We start from the raw sequence: 24,566 nt of genomic DNA on the forward strand, positions 1-24,566 counted from the left end.
CAAACAACAGACCAGCAACCAGGCACCACACCCGGAAACCGTGTTGGAATTTTCGGTGCCCTCCGCGTCGGAACTTCGTTCCCCGCCTCAGGCAGCTCGACCATCCTACGCAGCCCGTTCTCGGCGTGTCAACTTGCGTTGTTCCGGGTTCGGACCGACCTGAACGGTCGCTCCCGCATGAACTAGGCAGCACCTCTCGGTCCTGCTGCTCTTTGCGGTGTCGTCGCCCGCCGGCCTCTCGGCCCTGCCTGACGACTCGATGAACACTACACCCCCGCCCAGGGGCCTGCAAGCTCGGCTCCCGGACGGGGGTTGTGGGCGGATCGGGCCCGGATCAGGCCTCCACGGTGACGGCGGCGAGGTGCTTCTTGCCGCGGCGCAGCAGCGCCCATCGGCCGTGCAGGAGCTGGTCGGGCCCGAGCTCGGCGTCCTCGCCGACGACCTTCTCGTTGTTGACGTACGCCCCGCCCTCCTTGAGGGTCCGGCGCGCGGCGGACTTCGACTCGGACAGCCCGGTGGCCACGAGGAGGTCGGCGACCTGCAGCGCTCCGGCGGACACGCTCGCGCCGGGCAGCTCCCGGGCGACCGAGTCCAGGGTCTCGGCGTCGAGCTCCGTGAGCTCGCCGCGTCCGAAGACGGCGGCCGAGGCCGCGATCGCCTTCTCGGTCGCCGCCTCCCCGTGCACCAGCGAGTTGACCTCCCAGGCGAGGACCTTCTGGGCCTGCCTCTTGTAGGGCTCCTCCTCGACGGAGCGCGCCAGCTCCTCGATCTCGGCCCGGGTCTTGAAGGTGAAGACCTTGAGCCGGTCGACCACGTCCGCGTCGGCCGTGTTGAGCCAGAACTGGTAGAAGGCGTAGGGCGAGGTGAGCTCCGGGTCCAGCCACACCGCGTTGCCCTCGGACTTGCCGAACTTCGTGCCGTCCGAGTTGGTGATCAGCGGGGTGCCGACGGCGTGCACGGACACGCCCTCGACCTTGCGGATCAGGTCGGTCCCGGAGGTCAGGTTCCCCCACTGGTCGGAGCCCCCGGTCTGCAGGGTGCACCCGTGGTCGCGGTAGAGGTTCAGGTAGTCCAGTCCCTGCAGGATCTGGTAGCTGAACTCGGTGTAGGAGATGCCCTCCTCCGAGTTGAGCCGCTTGGCCACGATGTCCTTCTTGATCATCGTGCCGACCCGGAAGTGCTTGCCGATGTCGCGGAGGAAGTCGATGGCGGAGAGCTGGGAGGTCCAGTCCAGGTTGTTGACCATGACGGCCCGGTTCTCGCCCTCGAAGGAGAGGAAGCGCTCTACCTGGGCGCGCAGCAGGTCCACCCACTGCGCGACGGTCTCCCGGGAGTTCAGGACCCGCTCGGAGCTCTGCCGCGGGTCCCCGATCAGACCGGTGGACCCGCCCACGAGCCCGATCGGGTGGTGACCGGCGAGCTGGAGCCGGCGCATCAGCAGCAGCTGCACCAGGTGCCCGAGGTGCAGGGACGCCGCGGTGGGGTCGAAGCCGCAGTAATAGGTGACCTTCTCCTCGGCGAGCGACCGCTCGAGGGCCGCCTCGTCGGTCGACACGTGCACGAGGCCGCGCCACTGCAGCTCCTGCCACACGTTGGCGAAGGACGGATCGTTGTGCTGGAGGTCCAGGTCTATTGCGTTCGACACGGCTTCCAAGGTACCAGGACGCGGAGGGGGTTCCCCTCCGCGTCCCGGTGTCCCCGGCGGCCCGGGGTCAGAACCGGTCGAGGCCGGCCGGCAGCGGCCGGGCGGCGACGACGCGCAGCCGCTGGGTGGGCCGGGTCATGGCCACGTACAGGTTGCCGACCCCGCCGCCGACCTCCTCGACGAGCGCCTGCGGCTCGACGACCACCACCGAGTCGAATTCCAGTCCCTTGGCGTCCCACGCGGAGAGGACCACGACCTGCCGGTCCAGCCGGCGGACCCCGGCACCCACGAGCCCGGGCAGGGCCCCGGCGAGGGCCGTGCCGATCTCCTGCACGCGGTCCTCGGGCACGACCACGGCCACGAGCCCGCCGCTGACCAGGTCGAGCTCGGTGCGCACCTGCTCGAGGACGCCCTCGACCACGTCCGCGGCGCCGACCCGCTGCACGATCGGCGGCTCGCCCTCCCGGACGGCCCGCGGGGCGGAGATGTCCAGGCCGGCGGCCCGGGCGACGTCGACCGCGGCCTCGGCGATCTCGGCGGGGGTGCGGTAGTTGACCGTGAGCTCGTCGAGGACGAACCGCTCCCCCACGAAGGGCTCGAGGGCGTCCTGCCAGCTGCGGGCGGCGGTGGCCGAGCCGGCCTGGGCGATGTCGCCGACCACGGTGAACGACTTCATGGGGCACCGGCGCATGAGCACGCGCCACTGCATCGGCGAGAGCTCCTGGGCCTCGTCGACCACGACGTGCCCGTAGGCCCACGTGCGGTCCGCGGTCGCGGCCTCGGCGGCGGTCATCCGGTGCTGGGTGACCGCGTTGAAGTCCGTGAGCTGGGCCGCGGTCACGATGCCGTCCGCGCCGACGTCCTCGAGGCTCTGGTGCATGTTCGCCAGCGCGTGCTCGGCGTTGTCCGTGGCCTTGCGGTGCTCCCGGTCCGCCTCGGCCCGCCGGCGCACCCCGGCCTCGTCGAGGTCGCCCAGCAGCTCGGCGGCCTCGTCCAGCAGCGGCACGTCGGCCACGGTGAAGGGGGCGTCGGCCGGGCGCAGCAGGGCCTCGACCTGGGCGGCGCTCAGGTGCGGGGCTGCGGACTCGAGGTAGTGCCGCTTGCTGAACAGCTGCGCGACGAGGGTCTGGGGCGACAGCGGCATCCACGCGAGGTTGAGCGCGATCCGCACGTCCCGGGACTGCCGGATGTCCTCCGCGAGGTAGGAGCGGTCCATGACGTTGCCGCTGGTGGTGTTGAGGTGCTCGCCGAGCTGCTCGGTGAGCTCGCGCAGGGCGATCTTCACGAACGTGTTGCGCGCCTCGTTGTGCGGCTTCCCCGTGGCACGGGCCTTGTCCCGGGCACGCTTGACGGTGCGCGGGGTCAGCGTCACGCGGTGGGAGTCGACGCGCAGGACCTGGTCCGCCGCCGGGACCTTCTGCCGGTCCCGCACGGCGCGGGCCACGACCTCGGCCATGTCGAGGCCGGACTTGAGCCGGGCGGTCCGGGGGTCGCGCTCGGGGACGGCCGCCACGCCGGGGAACAGCTCGGAGAGGGAGGACATCACGACGCCGGTCTCCCCGAGCGCCGGCAGCACCCGTTCGATGTACCACATGAACGACGACGACGGGCCGACGATCAGCACTCCCGCCTTGCGCAGCCGCTCCCGGTGCTCGTAGAGCAGGTACGCCGCCCGGTGCAGCGCCACGGCGGTCTTGCCGGTGCCGGGCCCGCCCTGCACCACGCGGACGCCGGGCAGCGGGGCGCGGATGATCTTGTCCTGCTCGGCCTGGATGGTCGCGACGATGTCCGACATCCGTCCGGTGCGCTTCTGGTTCAGCGCCGCGAGCAGAGCGCCCTCGCCGTGGAGCACGCCCTCGTCCTCGAGCATGTCCGGGTCGAGGACGTCGTCCTCGAGGGCGGCGACGTCGCGGCCCTCCAGGATGAGGTGGCGGCGGCGCCGGATGCCCATGGGGTTCTGCGCGGTGGCCTGGTAGAAGGCCGCGGCCTCGCGGGCGCGCCAGTCCACCATGAGCCGCTGGTGGTCCGCGGTGGCCAGGCCGATGCGCCCGACGTAGCGGCGGTCGCCGTCCTGGCCGTCCAGGCGGCCGAAGACGAGCCGGTGGTCCACGGCCTCGAGCTGGGCGAGCCGGTCCTCGTAGTGGGAGGCGAACGCGTCACGCTCCGCGCGGTTCTGGTGGTTGCCGAAGGACTCGCTGCGGCGCACGGCCGCGAGCTCGGCGGTCTTCTCGGCCCGCAGCTCGTCGAGCCGGTCGTAGAGCATCGCGACGTACGCGCGTTCGACAGCAAGTTGCTCGGCCGCCATCGTGGCGACGGTCTCTGCCATGGGTGGACACCTCGTTCCGGATCGAACAGACCATCGATTCTACCGGTCCGCGGGCGTTCCGACGGCGATCCGGCGGCGCGGTGCGTCACAGTGCTTCGCCGGGGTGCTTCGCCCCTGGTCAGACCCGGTACAGTGCCCGCACCCGGTGGCCGCCGAGCTGGCTGCGGCCCCGCAGGTCGGTGAGCTCCATGATCAGCCCGAACCCGGCGACGTGCAGCCCGGCCCGGTGCAGCAGCTGCGCCGTGGCCCCGAGGGTGCCGCCGGTCGCGAGGATGTCGTCGAGCACGAGCACGCGGGCCCCACGCGGGACGTCGTCGGTGTGGATCTCCAGCACCGCCGAGCCGTACTCCAGGACGTACTCCTCGCGGAAGGTCTCCCGGGGGAGCTTCCCGGCCTTGCGCACCGGGATGAGGCCCACGCCCGTCGCGTAGGCCACGGCCCCCGCCATGAGGAAGCCCCGGGCCTCGACGCCGGCCACGTGGTCGAACTGACCGCGGAAGGCGTCGGCCAGGGCGTCGACGGTCCGCCGGAAGCCGGGACCGTCCGCGAACAGGGGTGTCAGGTCGCGGAAGAGGACCCCCGGCTCCGGGTAGTCGGGGATCTTCACGCACAGGCGCTCGATCATCTGCTCAACGGATTCAGTCACACCGCTCATGCTATCCGTCCGGGTCCCGCGGACTCAGCGGCGCCGGCGCGGGACCGCGGCGCGGTACGGGGACACGGAGGCCTCGCCGGGCAGCCACCAGCGCCAGGGGAACTCGGGGGTCCCGCCGGGTCCGGACACCCCCGTGCGGGGCCCGCGGCCGGCGGCGGGGGCGTCCCCGGGGCCGGGCAGCCGCAGGAAGAAGCCCGGCGCCGCGGCGTCCCCCGCGGTGAGCGGTGCGCCGTCGTGGGTCAGGTCGATGCCCAGGGCCTTGGCGAGGTTGCCGGGGCCACGTGCCAGCGCGGCGTCGGGCACCGGGCCGGAGCGTCCGGCGGCCCGGCGGGCGCGGGCCAGCGGCACGCCCTCGACGACCTCGCCCGCGCGGAGCAGGCACCCGCCGGCGGTGCCCTCGGGGCGGCAGACCAGGTTCACGGCGTGGTGCATGCCGTAGGTGAAGTACACGTAGACGTGGCCCGGCGGACCGAACATCGAGGCGTTGCGCGCCGTCCGCCCGCGCCACGTGTGCGCCCCCGGGTCCGGCAGGTCGGAGCCGTCCGGCCCGCCGTAGGCCTCGACCTCCGTGATCCGCAGGACCACGGAGCCCTCGGCGGTCCGGTGGCCGAACAGGCTCCCGAGCAGCCAGGGGGCCACCTCGGGAGCCGGCCGGGACAGCAGCTCGAGCAGCGCCGGCCCGGTGACGGGCCCGTTCACGCTCATCCTGCGACGATCGGCGCCCGCCGCGAGAACTCCGCGGCCTCGGCCACCTGGCGCTCGAGCTCGCCGATCTGCGCGGCCACGGCCGACGGCGCCGTGCCGCCCTGGGCGCTGCGCGAGGCCAGCGAACCCGCCACGGTGAGCACCTCGCGCACGCCGGGGGTGAGCCGGTCTGAGATGGCGGCGAAGTCCTCGTCGGAGAGGTCCCACAGCTCGATCCCGCGCTGCTCGCAGACGCGCACCGCGTCCCCGGCGACCTCGTGCGCGTCCCGGAAGGGCACGCCCTGGCGCACGAGCCACTCGGCCACGTCCGTGGCGAGGGCGAAGCCCTGCGGGGCGAGCTCGGCCATCCGCCCGGTGTTGAAGTCGAGGGTGGCGATCATCCCCGCGACCGCGGGCAGCAGCACCTCGAGCTGGTCGATCGCGTCGAAGACGGGCTCCTTGTCCTCCTGGAGGTCCCGGTTGTAGGCCAGCGGCAGGCCCTTGAGCGTGGCCAGCAGCCCTGTGAGGTCGCCGATGAGCCGGCCGGCCTTGCCGCGGGCGAGCTCCGCGATGTCCGGGTTCTTCTTCTGCGGCATGATCGAGGACCCGGTGGAGAAGGCGTCGTCGAGGGTGACGAAGGAGAACTCCTTGGTGGCCCAGGTGGTGATCTCCTCGGAGATCCGGGACATGTCCACGGCGATCATCGCGGTGACCCAGGAGAACTCGGCGTAGACGTCCCGGGCCGCGGTGCCGTCGATGGAGTTGTGCACGGCGGAGTCGAAGCCCAGCTCGGCGGCGACGGCCCCCGGGTCCAGTCCGAGCGAGGACCCGGCGAGCGCCCCCGAGCCGTACGGGGAGACCGCGGCGCGGGCGTCCCAGTCCACGAGGCGCTGCACGTCCCGCAGCATCGCCCACGCGTGGGCGAGCAGGTGGTGGGACAGGAGCACCGGCTGGGCGTGCTGGAGGTGGGTGCGCCCGGGCATCGGGGCCTCCGGGTGGGCCTTCGCCTGGTCCAGGAGGGCCTGCACGACGTCGAGCACGTTGCGGGCGATGATCGCGGCGTGGTCGCGCAGGTACATCCGCCCGAGGGTGGCGATCTGGTCGTTGCGGGACCGGCCGGCGCGCAGCTTGCCGCCGAGCTCGGGCCCGGCCCGCTCGATGAGGCCCTTCTCGAGGGAGCCGTGGACGTCCTCGTCGGAGGGGGCGGGCGCGTAGGCCCCGGAGCGGACGTCGGCCTCGAGCCGGTCGAGGGCGTCGAGCATGCCCCCGAGCTCGTCGTCGGTCAGCAGCCCCGCGGTGCGCAGGACCCGGGCGTGGGCCCGGGAGCCCGCGATGTCGTAGGGGGCCAGGCGCCAGTCGAAGTGCGTCGACCTGCTCAGCGCCGCGAGGGCGTCGGCCGGTCCCCCGGCGAAGCGCCCGCCCCAGAGCGCGCCCTCGTTGGTGCCGTGCTTGTCCTGCTGCGCCATGTCTCTCCTCGTGGGTTCCGCCGGGGCCGGGGCCGCCGGGGGTCGGGTCGGCCGGGCGTGGGCGGAGGGCCCCACCGCCGGGATGGGGCCCTCCGTCGTCGTGCCCGTTCCTGCTGGGGACGAGCCTACGTGCTCGGGGGCTACTTGCCCTCGGCCGCGATCCGCTGCTCGCGGGACGCCGCGACCTTCGAGGACATGCCGAACAGCTCGATGAACCCGCGGGCCTGGGACTGGTCGAACGCGTCGCCCTCGTCGTAGGTGGCGAGGTTGAAGTCGTACAGGGAGGTGTTCGAGCGGCGGCCGGTGACCGTGGCCTGGCCGGCGTGCAGGGTCATCCGGATGTCGCCGTCCACGTACTTCTGGGTGTCCTGGATGAACGCGTCGAGGGACTGCTTGAGCGGGGAGAACCACTGGCCGTCGTAGACGAGCTCGGTCCAGCGCTGGGTGGCCATCCGCTTGAAGCGGGCCTGCTCGCGCTCGACCGTCACGTTCTCCAGCTCACGGTGCGCGGCGATCAGGGCCATGGCGCCGGGGGCCTCGTAGACCTCGCGGGACTTGATGCCCACGAGCCGGTCCTCGACGATGTCGATCCGGCCCACGCCCTGGGCGCCGGCGCGGCGGTTCATCTCCTGGATTGCCTGCAGCGGGCTGACGGGCTGGCCGTCGAGGGCCACGGGGATGCCGCCCTTGAAGCTGATCACGACCTCGTCGGCCGGCGGCGGGAACGTGGGGTCGTCCGTGTAGTCGTAGACGTCCTTGGTGGGGGCGTTCCAGATGTCCTCGAGGAACCCGGTCTCCACGGCGCGGCCCCAGACGTTCTGGTCGATCGAGAAGGGGTTCTTCTTGGTCGTGGCGATCGGCAGGTGGTGCTTCTCGGCGTAGTTGATGGCCTTGTCGCGGGTGAGGGCGAGGTCGCGGACCGGGGCGATGCACTTGAGCTCGGGGCCCAGCGTCTGGATGCCCACCTCGAAGCGGACCTGGTCGTTGCCCTTGCCCGTGCAGCCGTGGGCCACGGTGGAGGCGCCGAAGCGCTTGGCGGCGGCCACGAGGTGCTTGACGATGACCGGGCGGGACAGCGCGGAGACCACGGGGTAGGCGTCCATGTAGAGGGCGTTCGCCTGCAGCGCCGGCATGCAGTACTCCGCGGCGAACTCGTCGCGGGCGTCGGCCACGTAGGCCTCGACGGCCCCGCAGTCGAGGGCGCGCCGGCGGATGGTCTCGAGGTCCTCGCCGCCCTGCCCCACGTCGACGGCGACGGCGATGACCTCGGCCCCCGTCGCCTCGCCGATCCAGCCGATGGCCACGGAGGTGTCGAGACCCCCGGAGTAGGCCAGCACAACACGCTCGGTCACGGTGTTCTCCTTCGTCGGTGGTCCGGGCGCCACGGCGTGGCCCCGCCTTCTGTGCATGACTATACACGTCGACTTGTATTTATGCATACTCTGCGGACCGTCCCGCGCACTCCCCCGCCGGGCCGCGCCCGCCCTCCGACCTGCGGAGGTGCCGTGCGCCACTCCGCAATTATGAATAGCTAGCAATAGCCCGGCCCTTCCGACATACTGGGGACCGGGTGTGATCCAGACCGACCGACCGCACCCCACCACGGCGGGGGCCACGCGCCCCGGCCGTCCTGCACACCCGGTCCCTACCCCGAGAGGAACCCCATGACGAACGTTCCCGAGCAGACCCTCACCACGCGTCAGGGCCACCCGGTCCACGACAACCAGAACACCCGCACCATCGGCTCGCGCGGGCCCGCGACCCTCGAGAACTACGCGTTCCTCGAGAAGATGAGCCACTTCGACCGCGAGCGCATCCCCGAGCGCGTGGTGCACGCCCGCGGCACCACCGCCTTCGGCTACTTCGAGGCCTACGGCGCCTACGGCGACGAGCCCATCGCGAAGTTCACCCGCGCCAAGGTCTTCGCCGAGGCCGGCAAGCGCACCGACGTGGCCGTGCGGTTCTCCACCGTGGCCGGCGGCCGGGACTCCTCCGAGGTGGCCCGCGACCCGCGCGGCTTCGCCGTGAAGATGTACACGGAGGAGGGCAACTGGGACCTCGTCGGCAACAACCTGGGCGTGTTCTTCATCCGGGACGCCATCAAGTTCCCCGACTTCATCCACTCCCAGAAGCCGGACCCCGTGAACTTCGAGGCCGGCGTGGCCAACCGCGCCTTCGACTTCTTCAGCCAGTCGCCCGAGGCGATGCACATGATCACGATCCTGTTCTCCCCGCGCGGGATCCCGGCGGACTACCGCCACCAGCAGGGCTTCGGCGTGAACACCTACAAGTGGGTCAACGCCGCCGGCGAGTCCCTCCTGGTGAAGTACCACTGGATCCCGAAGCAGGGCGTGAAGTCCCTCACCTCGGCCGACGCCGCGAACATCCAGGCCCAGACCCTCGGCTCGCACACCAAGGACCTCTACGACGCGATCGAGGCCGGCGACTACCCCGAGTGGGAGCTGCAGGTCCAGGTCATGGAGGACCACGACCACCCCGAGCTGGACTTCGACCCGCTGGACGACACCAAGGTGTGGCCGGAGGAGCTGTTCCCGCCGAAGCCGGTCGGGCGCATGGTGCTGAACCGCAACCCGCAGAACTTCTTCGCGGAGAACGAGCAGATCGCCTTCGGCACCGGCGTGCTGGTGGACGGCCTGGAGTTCTCCGACGACAAGATGCTCGTGGGCCGCACCTTCTCCTACTCGGACACCCAGCGCTACCGCGTGGGCCCGAACTACCTGCAGCTGCCGGTCAACGCGCCGAAGGCGCCGGTGGCCACCAACCAGCGCGACGGCCAGATGGCCTACGCCGTGGACCACGCCCCGGGCCAGAACCCGCACGTGAACTACGAGCCGTCCATCATCGGAGGCGTGCAGGAGACTCCGAAGCCCGAGGGGTACCAGCCCGAGGTCGGCCCGGAGATCAGCGCGCGCCTGACCCGCGCCCGGATCGAGCGGACCAACGACTACAAGCAGGCCGGCGAGCGCTTCCAGCTCCAGGAGGAGTGGGAGAAGGAGGAGCTCATCGACAACCTGGTCGGCGCGCTCTCCCAGTGCGACCGCCCGATCCAGGAGCGCATGGTCTGGCACTTCTACATGGTCGAGGACGAGATGGGCCGCCGCGTGGGCGACGGCATCGGCGTCTCCCTCGAGGACGTCAAGGACCTGGGCCCCCTGGCCACCCAGCGTCTCTCCGAGGAGGAGCTGCAGCGCGTGGCCAACCTCGGCAACAACGGCCCGCGCAGCGTGGCGGGTCTCACCATGACCCACTGCGTGCCCAACGAGCACGTGGCCGTGGAGCGCGAGCCCCAGCAGGCGAGCCCCGCGATGATGTCCAGCTGACCCGTCCGGGAGGCGCCCCGTCCGGGGCGCCTCCCCCGGTGTCCGTGCGGACCCATCGAGCAGGAGGGGCCGGCCGCGTCCAGCGGCCGGCCCCTTCCGTGTGCGGGCTCAGCCGCGGTGCCCGGCGCCCGCGAGGTCGAGGGAGCGCTTGAGGATCTTGCCGGTCGGGCCCTTCGGCAGCTCGTCGACCACCTTGTAGTAGCGCGGGTGCTTGTACTTGGCCACGCGCTCGCGGACGAAGGCGTCCAGCTCGTCGACCTTCGCGTCCCGCTCCGCCTCGGGCACGTCGCGGAAGGCGACGACGGCGGCGACCTCCTCGCCCATCGCCTCGTCCGGCACCCCGACCACCGCGGCCTCGGCGATGCCGGGGAACTGGTAGATCACTTCCTCGACCTCGCGGGGGTAGACGTTGTAGCCGCCGCGCAGGACCATGTCCTTCTTGCGGTCCACGATGTAGTAGAAGCCGTCCTCGTCCACCCGGGCGAGGTCCCCCGTGGCGAACCAGCCGTCACGGATCGCGGCCTCGGTGGCCTCGGGGTTGCGCCAGTAGCCGGCCATCACGTACTCCCCGGCCACCACGAGCTCGCCGATCTCCCCGACGGGGACCTCCGCGCCGAGGTCGTCCACGACCTTCAGCTGCGCGCCCCGCACCACCGTGCCGATCGAGCCCGGGCGGCGTCCCCGGTCCTTCTGGTTGAAGCACACCACCGGGGAGGTCTCGGACAGGCCGTAGCCCTCGTAGATGGGGGCGCCGAAGACCTCCTCGAAGCGCTCCAGGACCTCGACCGGCAGCGGGGACCCGCCCGAGACCCCGGCCCGCAGGTGCGGCAGCTCGACCGTCCCGCCGTCCGCGGCGGCGAGCAGCGCCACGTACATGCTCGGCACCCCGGCGAAGACCGTGACCTCGTCCCGGGCCAGGATCTCCAGCGCCTTGGCCGGGTCGAAGCGCGGCAGCAGCGTGACGGTCGCCCCCGCGTGGACGACGCCGTTGAGCGCCACGGTCTGGCCGAAGACGTGGAAGAACGGCAGGGCCCCGAACATGACGTCCCCGGGCGCCAGGTCGAAGAGGCCCGCGGACAGCGCCGCGTTGGCCCGGAGGTTGTGGTGCGTCAGGACGGCGCCCTTGGGCCGGCCCGTGGTCCCGGAGGTGTAGAGCAGGACGGCGGGCTCGTCGTCGTCGCGCTCGGCGACCCCGGGCCGCGGCGGGACGTCCGCGAGCGCCTGCAGCGTGCCGGCGGCCGAGACCTCGACCACCCGGACGTCCCGGTCCAGGTCCGCGACCGCGGCGCGGGTCGCCTCGGCCATCGCCTCCCAGACGAGCACCAGGGACACCTCGGCGTTGTCGAAGTGGTACGCCAGCTCCCGGGGGCTGAGGAGGGGGTTGAGGGGCACGACCACCCCGCCCGCGCGCAGGATCCCGTAGTAGGCGATCGGCATGTGGGGGACGTTGGGCAGGATCAGGGCCACCCGGTCGCCCTGTCCGACGCCGGCCGCGGCGAGCATCGACGCGACCCGCGCGGACAGGTCGTCGAGGGCCCCGTAGGTCAGGACCTTGTCGTCGAGGACCACCGCCCGGGACTCCGGGGAGGCCGCGGCCGTGTCGGTGAGCAGGGTGGCGAGATTCGTCATGGGGGAACTCCGGATCCCCGGTGCACGGGCACCGGCGCGAGGAACGGGCACGAGGTGAGCTGTGTCACACGAGCGTGCCAGTCGGTTACTGCAACGTCAAGACCCGGGTACTTGGGGGTGGCGCGTGTCGCGGTCCCCACCCCCGATAAACTGGCCGGCAGGAGCTGCATCCGACCGACCTCGAAGGACCACCCGTGACCGAGAACCCCCAGCCGACCGACCAGCCGCAGGACCCGGCGGCCCCCCAGCTGACCGAGGAGGAGATGGCCTACGTGCTCTCCCTGTTCGAGATGGCCCGGACGGGGGACACGGAGAACCTCCTGCCGGCCGTGCGCGCCGGCGTCCCGGTGAACCTCACCAACGGCAAGGGCGACACCCTGCTGGTCCTCGCGGCCTACCACCAGCGCGAGGAGACCGTCGCGGCGCTGCTCGAGGCCGGGGCGGACCCGGACCGGGTCAACGACAACGGTCAGACGGCGCTGATGAGCGCGGTCTTCCGGGGCAACGAGACGATCGTGCGGACGCTGCTCGCGGCCGGGGCCTCGCAGACGGCCGGCGCCCACTCCGCCCTGGACTTCGCCCGGGTCTTCGAGCGCACGGAGCTCGTCCCCGTCCTGGAGGAGTACGCGGCCCGCTGAGCGCGCGGCGCACGGCCGGCACGGGGCGGCGCCGGGACCTCTACTCGGCGAGCTCCAGGAAGCGGCGGGCCACGGCGTGGCCGCCGTCCGCCGCCCGGCACACCACCATGATGGTGTCGTCGCCGGCGATGGTGCCGAGGACGGCGGGGAGCACGGACGTGTCGATGGCGGAGGCGAAGTACTGGGCGGCCCCCGGCGGGGTCCGCAGGACCACGAGGTTCGCGCTCGCCTCGGCGGTGACCAGCAGCTCGCGGCACAGGCTGGCCAGGCGCGCGTCGAGCACCTCCTGCGTGATCCCGGAGGCGGGCGAGCGGTCGGCCCCGGCCTGCGGGACGGCGTAGACGAGGGCGCCGGAGCCCTCGCGCACCCGGACGGCCCCGAGCTCCACGAGGTCGCGGGAGAGCGTGGCCTGGGTGACCTGCACGCCGTCCTCGGCCAGCCGGGCGGCCAGCTCGGCCTGCGAGTGGATCGCCCCTCCGGTCACGAGGGCCACGATCCGGGCCTGCCGGGCGGTCTTGGTGGCGGGGATGCTCATGCGGGGACGGCGGAGGCGTCGGCGGCACCCAGGTCGTAGCGCCCGGAGCGCGCCATGAGCCAGACGAGCAGGGCCTTCTGGGCGTGCAGGCGGTTCTCCGCCTCGTCCCACACCACGGACTGCGGGCCGTCGATGACCTCGGCCGCGACCTCGGAGCCGCGGAAGGCGGGCAGGCAGTGCAGGAACAGCGCCCCGGGCGCGGCCTGGGCCATCGCCGCGGCGTCCACGGAGTACGCCCGGAAGACCTCCGCCCGCGCCTCGGTCTCCGCCTCCTGGCCCATGGACACCCAGGTGTCGGTGCAGACCACGTCCGCCCCGGCGAGCGCCTCGGCCGGGTCGGTGGTCACGCGCACGGACCCTCCCGTCTGCTCCGCGCGCTCCTCGGCGGCCCGCACCACCGCCGGGTCCGGGAGGTGGCTCGCCGGGCCGGCCACGCGCACGTGCATGCCGGCGGTGGCCCCGCCCAGCAGGTAGGAGTGGGCCATGTTGTTGGCGGCGTCCCCGAGGTAGGCGAAGGTGAGCCCGGCGAGACCGCCCCGGTGCTCCCGGACGGTGAGCAGGTCCGCGAGGATCTGGCAGGGGTGGTAGTCGTCGGAGAGCCCGTTGACGACGGGCACGGTGGCGGCCGCGGCCATCTCCTCCAGCCCGGACTGGGCGTAGGTGCGCCACACGATGGTCGAGGCCATGCGGGAGAAGACGCGCGCGGTGTCGGCCACGCTCTCCTTGCCCAGCTGCGACTCGCCCGGGTTGATCATCAGCGGGTTGCCGCCGAGATCGGCGATCCCGGCGGAGAAGGAGACCCGGGTGCGGGTCGACGTCTTGTCGAAGATCACGGCCACGGTCTGGGGCCCCGCATAGGGCCGGTGGGCCCAGCGGTCGGCCTTGAGGCGGGCGGCGAGCTCGAGCACCTCGGTCTGCTCCTGCTGGGAGAGGTCGGTGTCGACGAGGAAGTGGCGGGGGGTCATGGACGGGTTCATGCTTCTTTCGGCGGGGAGTCGGGCGAGGTCGCGGCGGGGGCCGTGACCGCGGCGGCGGCGGTGCGCAGGATCTCGGGGAGCGCCTCGAGGAAGGTGCGCGCCTGCTCGGGGGTCAGGATCAGGGGCGGGGCCAGGCGCAGGGTCCCGGGGCCGGTCGCGTTGACGATGAATCCGGCGTCCCGGGCGGCCTCGACCACGGCGGGGCCGAACGGGGCGGTGGCCCCCTCGGGGACCTCGAGGTCGGCGCCGATCAGCAGTCCGTGCTGGCGCACGTCGCCGATCCCGGGGACCGCGCGCAGCCCCTCGCCGAGCACGGCGCCCACGGTGCGCGCGTGCTCCAGCAGGCCGTCCTCCTCGATGACGGTGACGGTGGCGAGGCCCGCGGCGGTGGCCGGCGGGTTGCCGCCGAACGTGGTGCCGTGCTGGCCGGCCCCGAGCAGCGCGGAGACCTCCGGGCCGACGGTCAGCATCGCGCCGATCGGGAAGCCGCCGCCGAGGCCCTTGGCCAGGGTGATCGCGTCCGGCAGGTCGTCGCCGGTGAGCTCGGCGGAGGAGGCGAACCAGCGGCCGGTGCGGCCCATCCCGGTCTGCACCTCGTCCACGACCAGCAGCGCACCGTGCCGGCGGGTCAGTTCCCGGGCGGCCCGGAGGTAGCCCTCGGGTAGCTCGCGCACGCCGGCCTCGCCCTGCACGGGTTCCACGATCAGCGCCGCGACCGTCCCGTCGAGGTGCTCCTCGAGGGCCTCGACGGTCGCCGGGATGTGCCGGACCCCGCCCGGGAGGGGCTCGAAGGGCGCCCGGTAGGCCTCCTTGGCGGTCAGGGCGAGGGCGCCCATGGTGCGGCCGTGGAAGGCGGACTCGAGGGCGAGGACGGTGCCGCGGGGCCGGCCGTCCGGGCCGGGGTGCTCGTGGCCGTGGCGGCGGGCGAGCTTGAACGCGGCCTCGTTGGCCTCGGTGCCGGAGTTCGCGAAGAAGACGTGGGAGCCCGCGGGCGCGCCGGCCAGGGACAGCAGCTTCCCGGCGAGGGCGATCTGCTGGGGGGAGGTGAAGAAGTTGGAGACGTGCCCGAGGGTGGCGAGCTGGCGGGAGACGATCTCCACCCAGCGCGGGTGGGCGTGGCCGAGGGCGTTGACGGCGATGCCCGCGAGCAGGTCGAGGTAGTCCCGGCCGTCGGCGTCGGTGACCACGGCGCCCTTGCCGTGGGTGAGCACGAGGGACGGGCTGCCGAAGACGCCGAGCAGCGAGTCGGCGTACTCGCCGAGCAGGGCGGTCTGGGCCGAGTAGCGGGAGGCGGTGTGCTGGGCGGTCATGACGATGCTCCGTGGTCGGGGACGAGCTGGGTACCGATGCCGGTGTCGGTGAAGATCTCGAGCAGGCACGTGTGCGGGCTGCGCCCGTCGACGATGGACGCCCGGCGCGCCCCGCCCTCCACGGCCCGCAGGGCCGCCTCCATCTTGGGGATCATCCCGGCCTGCAGGCTCGGGAGCATCGCGCGCAGCTCCGAGGCGGAGAGCGACGCGATGAGGGAGTCCTTGTCCGGCCAGTTCGCGTAGAGCCCCTCGACGTCGGTGAGGGCCACGAACTTCTCGGCGCGCAGGGCCACCGCCACGGCGGCGGCGGCGGTGTCCGCGTTGACGTTGAGGATCTCCCCCGTGGGGCGGCCGTGCGCGTCGACCTCCGGCGCCACGGAGGAGATGACGGGGATCCGCCCGGCCTCGAGGAGCTGGGTGACGGGCTCGGGGTTGACGCCGACGACCTCGCCCACGTGGCCGAGGTCCACCTCCTCGCCGTCCACCACGGTGCCCCGGCGGACCGCGCGGAACAGCTCGGCGTCCTCCCCCGAGAGCCCGACGGCGTACGGGCCGGTGGCGTTGAGCAGGGAGACGAGCTCCCGCTGGACCTGCCCGGTCAGCACCATGCGGATGGCGTCCACGGCCTCCTTGGAGGTGACGCGCAGCCCGCCGCGGAACTCGGACTCGATGCCCAGCCGCTCCAGCATGCGGTTGATCTGGGGCCCTCCGCCGTGCACCACGACCGGCTTGATCCCGACGTGGCGCAGGAACACCATGTCCTCCGCGAAGGCCTGCCGCAGCGGCTCGGACACCATGGCGTTGCCGCCGTACTTGAAGACCATCACGGACCCGGAGTAGCGCTGGATCCAGGGCAGGGCCTCCATCAGGGTGCCCGCCTTCAGCTGGGCGGTCTCGTTGCGGGTCGGGTCACTCGGGTCGGTCATGGTTCTCCTGCGCCGTGGGTCGGTGCTGTGCTGGTGGGCGGGCTGGTCAGCTGGAGTAGGCGCTGTTCTCCTCGACGTAGTCGTGGGTCAGGTCGTTGGTCCAGACGGTGGCGTCGGCGTCCCCGGCCTTGAGGTCGACCAGGACGGTGACCCTGCGGTCGGCGGCCAGGTCCACGCCCTCGCGCGGGTCCCCGATCATGCCGTTGCGGCAGACCACGACACCGTTGATGGCGACGTCGAGCCGGTCGGGGTCGAACGCGGCGTCGGTGGTGCCGACCGCGGACAGGACGCGGCCCCAGTTGGGGTCGTTGCCGTAGATCGCGGCCTTGAAGAGGTTGGAGCGGGCCACGGAGCGGCTCACGTCCTCCGCCTGCCGCTCGGTCGCGGCGTTGACGGTGGTGATCTCGATGTCGTGGGACGCGCCCTCGGCGTCCGTGATGAGCTGCTGGGCCAGCGAGTGGCACACCGCGGTCACGGCCTGGCTGAACTCGAACTCGTCCGGCGTGATCCCGGAGGCGCCCGAGCCGAGCAGCACCACGGTGTCGTTGGTGGACATGCAGCCGTCGGAGTCGGTGCGGTTGAACGTGACCTTCACCGCGTCCTCGAGCGCCCACTGCAGGGCGTCGGAGGAGAGCTCCGCGTCGGTCGTGAGCACCACGAGCATCGTGGCCAGCCCCGGGGCGAGCATGCCCGCGCCCTTGGCCATGCCGCCGACCGTCCACCCGTCGCGGACGTAGGCGGCCTGCTTGGAGACGGAGTCGGTGGTCATGATGGCCCGGGCCGCGGCGGCCCCGGCGGCGTCGTCGTCCCCGAGGGCCTCGACGACCCCGGGGAGGCCGCGCTCCATGACGTCCATGGGCAGCTGGATGCCGATCAGCCCGGTGGAGCACACCACCACGTCCCCGGCCCCGACCCCGAGCGCCTCGCCGACGAGCTCGGCGGTCCGGTGGGAGGCCTGGAAGCCCTGCGGTCCGGTGCAAGCGTTGGCGCCGCCGGAGTTGAGGACCACGGCGGCGGCCCGGCCGTCCGCGGTCGCGGCCTTGGACCACTGGACGGGCGCGGCGGTGATCCGGTTGGTCGTGTACACGGCCCCCACGTGGTGCTGGGGCCCGTCGTTGACGACGAGGGCGAGGTCCGGCCCGCCGGAGTCCTTGAAGCCGGCCTCGGTGCCGGCGGCGCGGAAGCCCTGGGCGGCGGCCACGCCGCGGGCGGTGTCGACCTGCAGGGTGCCGGCGGGCTGCTGGGAGGGGTACGTTCTCACGGTGCGACTCCTTGGAGTGTCAGGCCGGTGTCCTCCGGCAGGCCGAGTGCGAGGTTCATGGACTGGACGGCACCGCCGGCGGTGCCCTTGACGAGGTTGTCGATCACGCACGTGACGATGACCCGCCCCGCCCGGGCGTCGTGGGCGAGCTGGAGCTGGGCGTGGTTGGAGCCGGCCACCGACTTCGTCGAGGGCCACCGCCCCTCGGGCAGGACGGTGACGAACGGCTCGGCCGCGTAGGCGGTCTCCCAGGCCTCCCGCAGCTGCGCGGCGGTCACGCCCTCGGGGACCCGCGCGGTGGCGGTGGTGAGGATGCCCCGCGGCATGGGGGCGAGCGTCGGGGTGAAGGAGATCCGCACGCGGCGCCCGGCGGCCTTCGAGAGGCCCTGCTCGATCTCGGGGGTGTGCCGGTGGGCGCCGCCCACCCCGTACGGGCTCATCGAGCCCATGACCTCCGAGCCGAGCAGGTGCGCCTTGACGGCCTTGCCGGCCCCGGAGGTGCCCGAGGCCGCGACGATCACGACGTCCTCCGGCTCCAGGAGACCGGCCGCGAAGCCGGGGCCCAGGGCGAGCAGGGCACTGGTCGGGTAGCACCCCGGCACCGCGATGCGGGTGGCGCCGCGGAGCTGCTCGCGCTGGCGGGTGCCCTCGGCGTCCACGACGAGCTCCGGCAGCCCGTACGGCCAGGTCCCGGCGTGCGGGGACCCGTAGAACTGGTCCCACTCCTCGGCGGAGTCGAGCCGGTGGTCGGCGCCGGCGTCGATCACCACGGTCTCCGCCGGCAGCTGCGCGGCGATCGCGGCCGAGGCGCCGTGCGGCAGGGCGAGGAAGACGACGTCGTGGCCGGCGAGGTTCTCCACCGTGGTGTCGACGAGCACCCGGTCGGCGAGGGAGTGCAGGTGCGGCTGCAGCTCCCCCAGCCGCTGGCCCGCGTTGGAATGGGCCCCCACGGCCCCGATCTCGATCTGCGGGTGACCGGCGAGGATCCTCAGGACCTCGCCACCGGCGTAGCCGGATGCCCCCGACACTGCTGCGCTGAACGTCATAGAACCCACTCTAGCTCAAAGTTATGCATGGTCTTCAATATTTATGCACGCTACGGGGGGAGGACCGGCGGAGCGGGGCGCGGGTACGCCTCGTCGGAGCACGTCAGGATCCCCCCACTCGGATCGACCACGGCCGCTCTCGCGCTCCCCCCGGGAACGGCTCTGCCCCCGAATCTACGCTTCCCGTCTGCAAATCTCGATGATTACGGGGGCTTTCCCGTGCCCCCTCTTGTGCACACGCTACCCCTGGGCGACCCCTGCGGGGAGGGCGCGGCGGGACTCCGTGCCTACCATGGCAGGGTTCCCGTCCGCGATCTCCAGGAGGTACCCGTCATGGTCCGTTGCGTCATGGTCGAGCGAGCCGGAGGCCCCGAGGTCCTGACCCTCGGCGAGCGTCCGGACCTCGAACCCGGCCCGCGTCAGCTGCTCGTCGAGACCCGCGCGGCGGGGGTGAACTTCATCGAGGTGTACCAGCGCGAGGGCGTCTACCCCGTGGAGCACCCCTTCACCCCGGGCTCCGAGGGCATGGGCGTGGTGACGGGCGTGGGCTCCGAGGTGCGCCACTTCGCCCTGGGCGACCGGATCACCACCTCGCAGGCGTCCCGGACCTACGCCGACGCCTTCCTCGTGGACGCCGACAAGGCCCTGCGCGTGCCCTCCGGCGTGTCCGACGAGGTCGCCGCGGCCGTCCCGCTGCAGGGTCTCACCGCGCACTACCTGGTCCGCTCGACGTACCCGGTCCAGGAGGGCGACGTCGCCGTCGTCACCGCGGGCGCGGGCGGGGTCGGAGGTCTCGCCGTGCAGCTGCTGAAGTCGCTCGGGGCCACGGTGGTCGCCCTGGTGGGCTCGCAGGCCAAGGCGGAGACCGCGCGTTCCCTGGGGGCCGACTTCGCCCTGGTGGGCTACGAGGGCTTCGCCGGGCACGTCCGGGAGGTCACCGGCGGTCGCGGCGCCGACGTCGTCTACGACTCGGTGGGCAAGGACACCTTCGACGAGTCGCTCCGGGCGCTGCGCCGGCGCGGGATGCTGGTGCTCTTCGGCGGCTCCTCCGGCCAGGTGCCCCCGCTCGACCCGCAGCGGCTCGCCCAGCACGGCTCCCTGTTCCTCACCCGCCCCACCCTCAACGACTACCTGCTCGACGAGAAGGAGCGGAACTGGCGCGCGGGCGAGCTGTTCGACGCGGTGCTCGACGGGTCGCTGACCCTCCGCGTCGCCGAGACGTTCGCGCTCGACCGGGCACGGCAGGCCCACGAGCTGCTCCAGTCCCGCGCCGCCCAGGGCAAGCTGCTGCTGGTCCCGTGAGCGCCGCACCGATGATGCACCGCTTCCTCGGCGCCGACGGCGCACGGGACCCCTACACCCCGTTCGTGGGGTGCTGCGCGGCCACCGTGGAGCACTACGACCTGGACCTCGACTACGACGTCGAGGACAACGGCCTCGAGGCGCGCGCCACCCTGTCCTGCCGCGCGCTGCACGACACGGACCGGATCGAGCTGGACCTCACCGAGCTCGCCGTGACCGATGTCAGGTTCGGCACCGGCGGACTCGGCGGTCTGCTCGGCGGCCGCCGCGTCCGCGCCGACCACCGCGGGAGCCGCCTCGTGCTGACCCTGCCGCGCGTCGTCGCCGCCGGGGAGGCGTTCACGCTCACCGTGGCCTACGAGGGGTACCCCGAGTCCCTGGACGGGCCCTGGGGCGAGATCGGCTGGGCCGAGCTCGACGACGGCGTGCTCGTCGCCGGGCAGCCCACCGGTTCGTCCACCTGGTTCCCGTGCGTGGACCACCCCTCCCACAAGGCCACTTACCGGGTCGCCGTGCACGCGGACGCCGACTACGAGGTGGTGGTCCACGGCGAGCTGGAGTCCGTGGTGGAGCGCGACGGCGAGCGCCACTGGGTGTACACGTCCCGGGTGCCGCTGCCGCCCTACCTGGCCACCGTGCAGATCGGCCCGTACGAACGGCACGAGCTCTCGGGCTCGCGCGTCCCCCAGTACCTGGTGTGCTCCAGGAAGCGGCGCAAGAAGGCGGAGAAGACCTTCGCGGAGCAGGGCCGGATGATCGAGGTGTTCAACGACTGGTTCGGCCCCTACCCCTTCCCGAGCTACACCGTGGTGGTCGTCGACGAGTCGCTGGAGGACCCGTTCGAGTGCTACGCGTGCTCCGTGTTCGGGAAGAACCAGTTGGGCACGGACTGGGAGGAGCAGCGGCTCGTGGCGCACGAGCTGGCCCACCAGTGGTTCGGCAACAGCCTGGTCCTCTCCGCGTGGCAGGACATCTGGCTCAACGAGGGGTTCGCGTCCTACGCGGAGTGGATCTGGTCGGAGGCCTCCGGCGACAGGCCGGCCCGCTGGCACGCGGAGAAGGCGCACCGGACCCTGTCCAAGATGCGCCAGGACCTCGTCATCGGGGACCCCGGGCAGGTGCGGCTCTTCGACGACGTGGTGTACGTCCGGGGCGCCCTCACCGTCCACGCGATCCGGGAGACCGTGGGCGAGGACGCCTTCCGGGCCCTGCTGCGCGGCTGGGCCACCGCCAACCGGGACGGGTGGGTGAGCACGGCGGGCTTCCGGGAGCACCTGCGGGGCTTCGTGCCCCGGGACCGATGGGCGGAGGTCGACGGCCTGCTCGACACGTGGCTGCTCCGCCGGGAGCTGCCTGCCCTGCCCTGACCCGCGCCGGTCCCCCGGCACCGACGGGAACGGGCCCCTGCCGGACGCTGTGCGTCCGGCAGGGGCCCGTTGCGCCGCGCGGGCGGCCGGCCGGTCAGTGCTCCCGGCGGTAGAGCCGGCGGGCGAACCAGACCCCGCCCCCGGCCGCGGCGAGACCGGCGAGCAGCAGCAGGGCCGCCTGGACGCGCTGCCACGCGATGGTGCCCGCGGTGACGCCGTTCCCGAACTCGCCCGCCTCGGCGGTCTCGACCACCTGGAGGGTGCCGTCCTCGACGGCGAGCAGCGCGTCGGCCTCCTGGTGGAAGTCGTCCTCGCCGGAGCCCGTCTGCGTGCCGCGGAAGACGATCTCCTCCCCCGCCTCCGGGACGCGCGGGTCGGCGAGGCCCGAGTCGAAGGGCTGCTCGGTGACCGCCTCGTCCGCGGGCAGCACCCCGCGGTAGATGGGGTTCCAGGTCTTGGTCTGCAGATCGTTGGTGAGGTCCTGGTACTGCCCGGAGATCACCCACGACCGGTCCGCGTAGCCGGCCAGCCTGCGGGAGTCGTCCCAGGCGAGGGCCGCGCTCACCGCGAGGACCAGGCCCAGGAGCAGCCCCAGCAGGCCCACGGCCGTCGGCTTCCAGGCGATCGACCGGCGGGCGCGCCCGTCCTGCACGTCCTGCTCGTCGTCGAAGGCGAAGAACGGCTCCTGGCGGTCGGTGGTCTCCTCGGTCATGCTGCGCTCCTGGAACGGGGTCGGGGAAGGGGGGTCGGTCGCGAACGCCGGGGTCGCGGCCGGGGACCCGGTGCCACAGTACCGAAGTCGACGGCGCACTCCCTGGCGTTCGCGAGTGTTACCGCCCGGGCGGGGCGGGGACGACGGACGGCCCGCTCCCCGGAGGGGGCGGGCCGTTCGGGCGGGACCGCTCAGCCGCGGAGCACGGCGCCGTGGCGCTCGGCGGCGACGGCGACGGCCGCCTCGCGGGCGGCGGAGGCCTCGTCCGCGGTCAGCGTGCGGTCCGGGGCCCGGAAGCGCAGCGCGAAGGCGACCGACTTCCGGCCCTCCTCGATGCCGGGTCCCTGGTAGACGTCGAAGACGCGGACGTCCTCGAGGAGCTCCCCGGCGCCCTCCTCGAGCGCGGCCCGCAGCTCGGCGGCCGGCACGGAGGCGTCCACCACGAGCGCGACGTCCTGCGTGGCGGCCGGGTAGCCGGAGATCGGGCGCGCCTGGACGACCCCGGACTCGGCCGCGGTGAGCGAGCTGAGGTTCAGCTCCATCGCCACGGTCCGCTCGGGGAGGTCCTGCGCGGCGACGAGCTGCGGGTGCAGCTCGCCCGCGTAGCCCAGCGGGGTGCCGTCGGCGGTGGCGAGCACCGCGGTGCGGCCCGGGTGGAACGCCTGGTGGGTGCCCTGGCGGACGGTCAGCTCGACCCCCAGCACCTCGGCGGCCAGCCGGGCGGTGTCGAGGGCGTCCTGCCAGTCGAACGCGCGCGGCGCGGTCCACGGCCCCTCGGCCGCGTCCTTGCCGGCGAGGACCGCGGCGAGGTGGCGCGGCTGGGCGGGCAGGCCGGCCTCGAGCTCCTCGAGCACCGCCGGGTCCGGGCGCGCCCCCAGCGGCGGGATGCTCGCGCTGCCGAGCTGCTCGCCGGGGCGGAAGACGCGCCCGACCTCGTAGAGCGCCAGGTCGCGGAAGCCGCGGGAGGTGTTGCGCCGCAGCACCTCGAGCAGGCCCGGGAGCAGGGACACGCGCAGCATCCCCTGGGCCTCGCTGATCGGGTTGGCCAGCTTCACCGACGGCACGGGCACCCCGGGCTCGGGGGCACCCCACAGCTCGTTGTCCGCCTGCGCGACGAACGGGTAGGCGAGCACCTCGGTCAGCCCGGCGGCCGCGAGCGCGTCGGCCACCCGCTTGCGGGCCTGTTGCTCAGCGGTCAGGCCGCGCCCGGGGGGCGCCACGGGCAGCCGCGAGGGGATCGCGTCGTAGCCCACGAGGCGGGCGATCTCCTCGACCAGGTCCTCCTTCTCGACCAGGTCGGGCCGCCACGACGGGGGCACGACGCGCCAGCCGTCGTCGGTGGCCTCGACCTGCGCGCCGAGCTCGGTGAGGGTCGCGACGACCTGCTCCGCCGTGTACTCCACGCCCGTGCGGCGGCTCGGGTGGTCCCAGGGCAGCTCGATGGGCGCGGGGGCGGTGGTGGCGTCCACGTCGGTGACCCCGGGCCCGGCCGTGCCGCCGGCCAGCTCCACGAGCAGCTCCACGGCGCGCTGGGCGGCCACCGGGGCGATCTGCGGGTCCACGCCGCGCTCGAAGCGCTTGGACGCCTCGGAGGGCAGCCGGTGCCGGCGGGTGGTGCGGGCGATCGAGACCTCGTCGAAGCGGGCCGCCTCCACGAGGACGTCGACGGTGGCGTCCGAGACCTCGGTGGCCGCCCCGCCCATGACCCCGGCCAGGCCGATGGGCCCGGACCCGTCGGTGATGAGCAGGTCCTCGGGGTCCAGGGTGCGCCGCTTGCCGTCCAGGGTGGTCAGGGTCTCGCCCGGCGCCGCCCGGCGGACCCCGATGCCGCCGGTCAGCGTCCCGAGGTCGTAGAAGTGCAGCGGCTGGCCGAGCTCGAGCATCACGTAGTTGGAGACGTCCACCGGCAGGGAGATCGAGCGGATCCCCGCCAGGCGCAGCCGCGCCGACATCCACGGGGGTGTGGGGGCGCTCGCGTCGATGCCGGTCACCGTGCGGGCGACGAAGCGGGTGCACCCGGGGTTGCCGTGGATCGGGGCGTCGTCCTCGACGGCCACGGGGAAGCCGTCCGCGGTGGGGGCGGGCACCCGGGGCGCCACGGTCCCGGCCGGGTCGGTGAAGGGCTCGTGCACGGCGTGGCAGTACTCGCGGGCCACGCCGCGGATCGAGAACGCGTAGCCGCGGTCCGGGGTCACGTTGATCTCGGCGGCCTCGTCGTGGAGGCCGAGCAGCTCGAGGGCGTCCGTGCCGAGCTCCGGGTCCAGGCCGAGGGTCGAGAGCACCAGGATGCCGTCGTGGTCCTCGCCGATGCCGAGCTCCCGGACGGAGGCGATCATCCCGGCGGAGGTGTGGCCGTAGGTCCTGCGCGCCGAGATCCTGAAGTCCCCGGGCAGGACGGCGCCGGGCAGGGTCACGACGACCTTGTCCCCGACCTCGAAGTTGTGGGCCCCGCAGATCACGCCCTGCACGCCGGAGGGGTCGATGCCCTCGCCGGTCAGGGTCTGCTCCTGGCCCTCGGGGACCACGCGGACGGTGCACCAGTTGACGGTCTTGCCGTTGGAGTGGGTCTCCGGCTCCTTGGACAGCACCTGGCCGACCACGACCGGGCCCTTCAGGTGGTCCGCGGGACGGTGCACGTCCTCCTCCTCGAGGCCCACCGTCACCAGGGCGGCCAGGACGTCCTCGGCGGTCGCGTCCGCCGGGACGGGGGCGTGCTCGCGCAGCCATGACAAAGGAACTCGCATGT

At 73.1% G+C, this 24,566-nt stretch carries 19 protein-coding genes; 4 read left to right on the top strand and 15 right to left on the bottom strand.

Features of this window, described 5'->3' with window-relative positions:
- Positions 1-334: 334 nt before the first annotated feature.
- The 6 genes from tyrS to EQG70_RS11580 all read right to left on the bottom strand — a co-directional run bounded on the left by tyrS (position 335) and on the right by EQG70_RS11580 (position 8,128).
- Entirely contained in the window at positions 335-1,645 is a 1,311-nt protein-coding gene (gene tyrS / locus EQG70_RS11555) for a tyrosine--tRNA ligase (RefSeq protein ID WP_017832867.1), read from the bottom strand.
- 67 nt (positions 1,646-1,712) lie between these two features.
- A complete protein-coding gene (locus EQG70_RS11560; RefSeq protein ID WP_095651761.1) occupies positions 1,713-3,971 on the bottom strand; it encodes a HelD family protein in 2,259 nt (752 codons plus the stop codon).
- Between the two features lie 118 nt (positions 3,972-4,089).
- The gene (locus tag EQG70_RS11565) at positions 4,090-4,596 is read right to left on the bottom strand and encodes an adenine phosphoribosyltransferase (RefSeq protein WP_017832869.1); all 507 of its coding nucleotides are present in this window, start codon (positions 4,594-4,596) and stop codon (positions 4,090-4,092) included.
- A gap of 54 nt (positions 4,597-4,650) precedes the next feature.
- The gene (locus EQG70_RS11570; RefSeq protein WP_167508886.1) at positions 4,651-5,331 is read right to left on the bottom strand and encodes a DNA-3-methyladenine glycosylase; all 681 of its coding nucleotides are present in this window, start codon (positions 5,329-5,331) and stop codon (positions 4,651-4,653) included.
- Positions 5,328-6,776: an argininosuccinate lyase gene (gene argH / locus EQG70_RS11575; protein WP_017832871.1), complete on the bottom strand. Its 1,449-nt coding sequence runs from the start codon at positions 6,774-6,776 to the stop codon at positions 5,328-5,330. Before argH ends, EQG70_RS11570 begins: the two co-directional genes overlap by 4 nt.
- A 140-nt stretch (positions 6,777-6,916) precedes the next feature.
- Positions 6,917-8,128: an argininosuccinate synthase gene (locus tag EQG70_RS11580; protein ID WP_031282696.1), complete on the bottom strand. Its 1,212-nt coding sequence runs from the start codon at positions 8,126-8,128 to the stop codon at positions 6,917-6,919.
- Positions 8,129-8,440: 312 nt separating this feature from the next.
- On the opposite strand from EQG70_RS11580, the gene EQG70_RS11585 reads away from it, so the two are divergent.
- Positions 8,441-10,117 carry a catalase gene (locus EQG70_RS11585; RefSeq protein WP_017832873.1) on the top strand — a complete coding sequence of 559 codons (1,677 nt, stop codon included), beginning with the start codon at positions 8,441-8,443 and terminating at the stop codon, positions 10,115-10,117.
- A gap of 108 nt (positions 10,118-10,225) precedes the next feature.
- On the opposite strand, the gene EQG70_RS11590 is transcribed toward EQG70_RS11585, so the two are convergent.
- Positions 10,226-11,746, bottom strand: coding sequence for a long-chain-fatty-acid--CoA ligase (locus EQG70_RS11590; RefSeq protein ID WP_035929606.1), 1,521 nt, complete (start codon positions 11,744-11,746; stop codon positions 10,226-10,228).
- A 194-nt stretch (positions 11,747-11,940) separates the two neighbouring features.
- Between EQG70_RS11590 and EQG70_RS11595 the strand changes: the two genes are divergently transcribed.
- Positions 11,941-12,384 carry an ankyrin repeat domain-containing protein gene (locus tag EQG70_RS11595; RefSeq protein ID WP_017832875.1) on the top strand — a complete coding sequence of 148 codons (444 nt, stop codon included), beginning with the start codon at positions 11,941-11,943 and terminating at the stop codon, positions 12,382-12,384.
- 40 nt (positions 12,385-12,424) lie between these two features.
- On the opposite strand, the gene EQG70_RS11600 is transcribed toward EQG70_RS11595, so the two are convergent.
- From EQG70_RS11600 to argC, 6 genes are read right to left on the bottom strand one after another with little or no spacing between them, the layout of a single operon-like run.
- Positions 12,425-12,919, bottom strand: coding sequence for an arginine repressor (locus EQG70_RS11600; protein WP_017832876.1), 495 nt, complete (start codon positions 12,917-12,919; stop codon positions 12,425-12,427).
- The gene (argF, locus tag EQG70_RS11605; protein WP_017832877.1) at positions 12,916-13,884 is read right to left on the bottom strand and encodes an ornithine carbamoyltransferase; all 969 of its coding nucleotides are present in this window, start codon (positions 13,882-13,884) and stop codon (positions 12,916-12,918) included. The genes EQG70_RS11600 and argF overlap by 4 nt, the downstream gene beginning before the upstream one ends.
- Before the next feature lie 8 nt (positions 13,885-13,892).
- Positions 13,893-15,206 (bottom strand): acetylornithine transaminase, encoded by a 1,314-nt coding sequence (locus EQG70_RS11610; protein WP_017832878.1) that lies wholly within the window; start codon positions 15,204-15,206, stop codon positions 13,893-13,895.
- Positions 15,203-16,132, bottom strand: a complete 930-nt coding sequence (argB, locus tag EQG70_RS11615; protein WP_109268718.1) for an acetylglutamate kinase — start codon at positions 16,130-16,132, stop codon at positions 15,203-15,205. The genes EQG70_RS11610 and argB overlap by 4 nt, the downstream gene beginning before the upstream one ends.
- A 46-nt stretch (positions 16,133-16,178) precedes the next feature.
- Positions 16,179-17,393: a bifunctional glutamate N-acetyltransferase/amino-acid acetyltransferase ArgJ gene (gene argJ / locus EQG70_RS11620; RefSeq protein ID WP_017832880.1), complete on the bottom strand. Its 1,215-nt coding sequence runs from the start codon at positions 17,391-17,393 to the stop codon at positions 16,179-16,181.
- Positions 17,390-18,439, bottom strand: coding sequence for an N-acetyl-gamma-glutamyl-phosphate reductase (gene argC, locus EQG70_RS11625; RefSeq protein WP_031282701.1), 1,050 nt, complete (start codon positions 18,437-18,439; stop codon positions 17,390-17,392). The genes argJ and argC overlap by 4 nt, the downstream gene beginning before the upstream one ends.
- 333 nt (positions 18,440-18,772) lie before the next feature.
- On the opposite strand from argC, the gene EQG70_RS11630 reads away from it, so the two are divergent.
- Positions 18,773-19,741 (top strand): quinone oxidoreductase family protein, encoded by a 969-nt coding sequence (locus EQG70_RS11630; RefSeq protein ID WP_167508887.1) that lies wholly within the window; start codon positions 18,773-18,775, stop codon positions 19,739-19,741.
- Positions 19,738-21,108, top strand: coding sequence for a M1 family metallopeptidase (locus EQG70_RS11635; RefSeq protein WP_138976473.1), 1,371 nt, complete (start codon positions 19,738-19,740; stop codon positions 21,106-21,108). Before EQG70_RS11630 ends, EQG70_RS11635 begins: the two co-directional genes overlap by 4 nt.
- A 94-nt stretch (positions 21,109-21,202) precedes the next feature.
- Here EQG70_RS11635 and EQG70_RS11640 read toward each other — a convergent pair whose 3' ends face one another.
- Together EQG70_RS11640 and pheT are read right to left on the bottom strand one after the other, a co-directional pair.
- Positions 21,203-21,820, bottom strand: a complete 618-nt coding sequence (locus tag EQG70_RS11640; protein WP_109268715.1) for a hypothetical protein — start codon at positions 21,818-21,820, stop codon at positions 21,203-21,205.
- Positions 21,821-22,011: 191 nt separating this feature from the next.
- Positions 22,012-24,564, bottom strand: coding sequence for a phenylalanine--tRNA ligase subunit beta (gene pheT / locus EQG70_RS11645; protein WP_109268714.1), 2,553 nt, complete (start codon positions 24,562-24,564; stop codon positions 22,012-22,014).
- Positions 24,565-24,566 lie beyond the last annotated feature (2 nt).

Origin of the sequence: Kocuria rosea, from assembly GCF_006094695.1 — a bacterium.
GTDB lineage: Bacteria > Actinomycetota > Actinomycetes > Actinomycetales > Micrococcaceae > Kocuria > Kocuria rosea.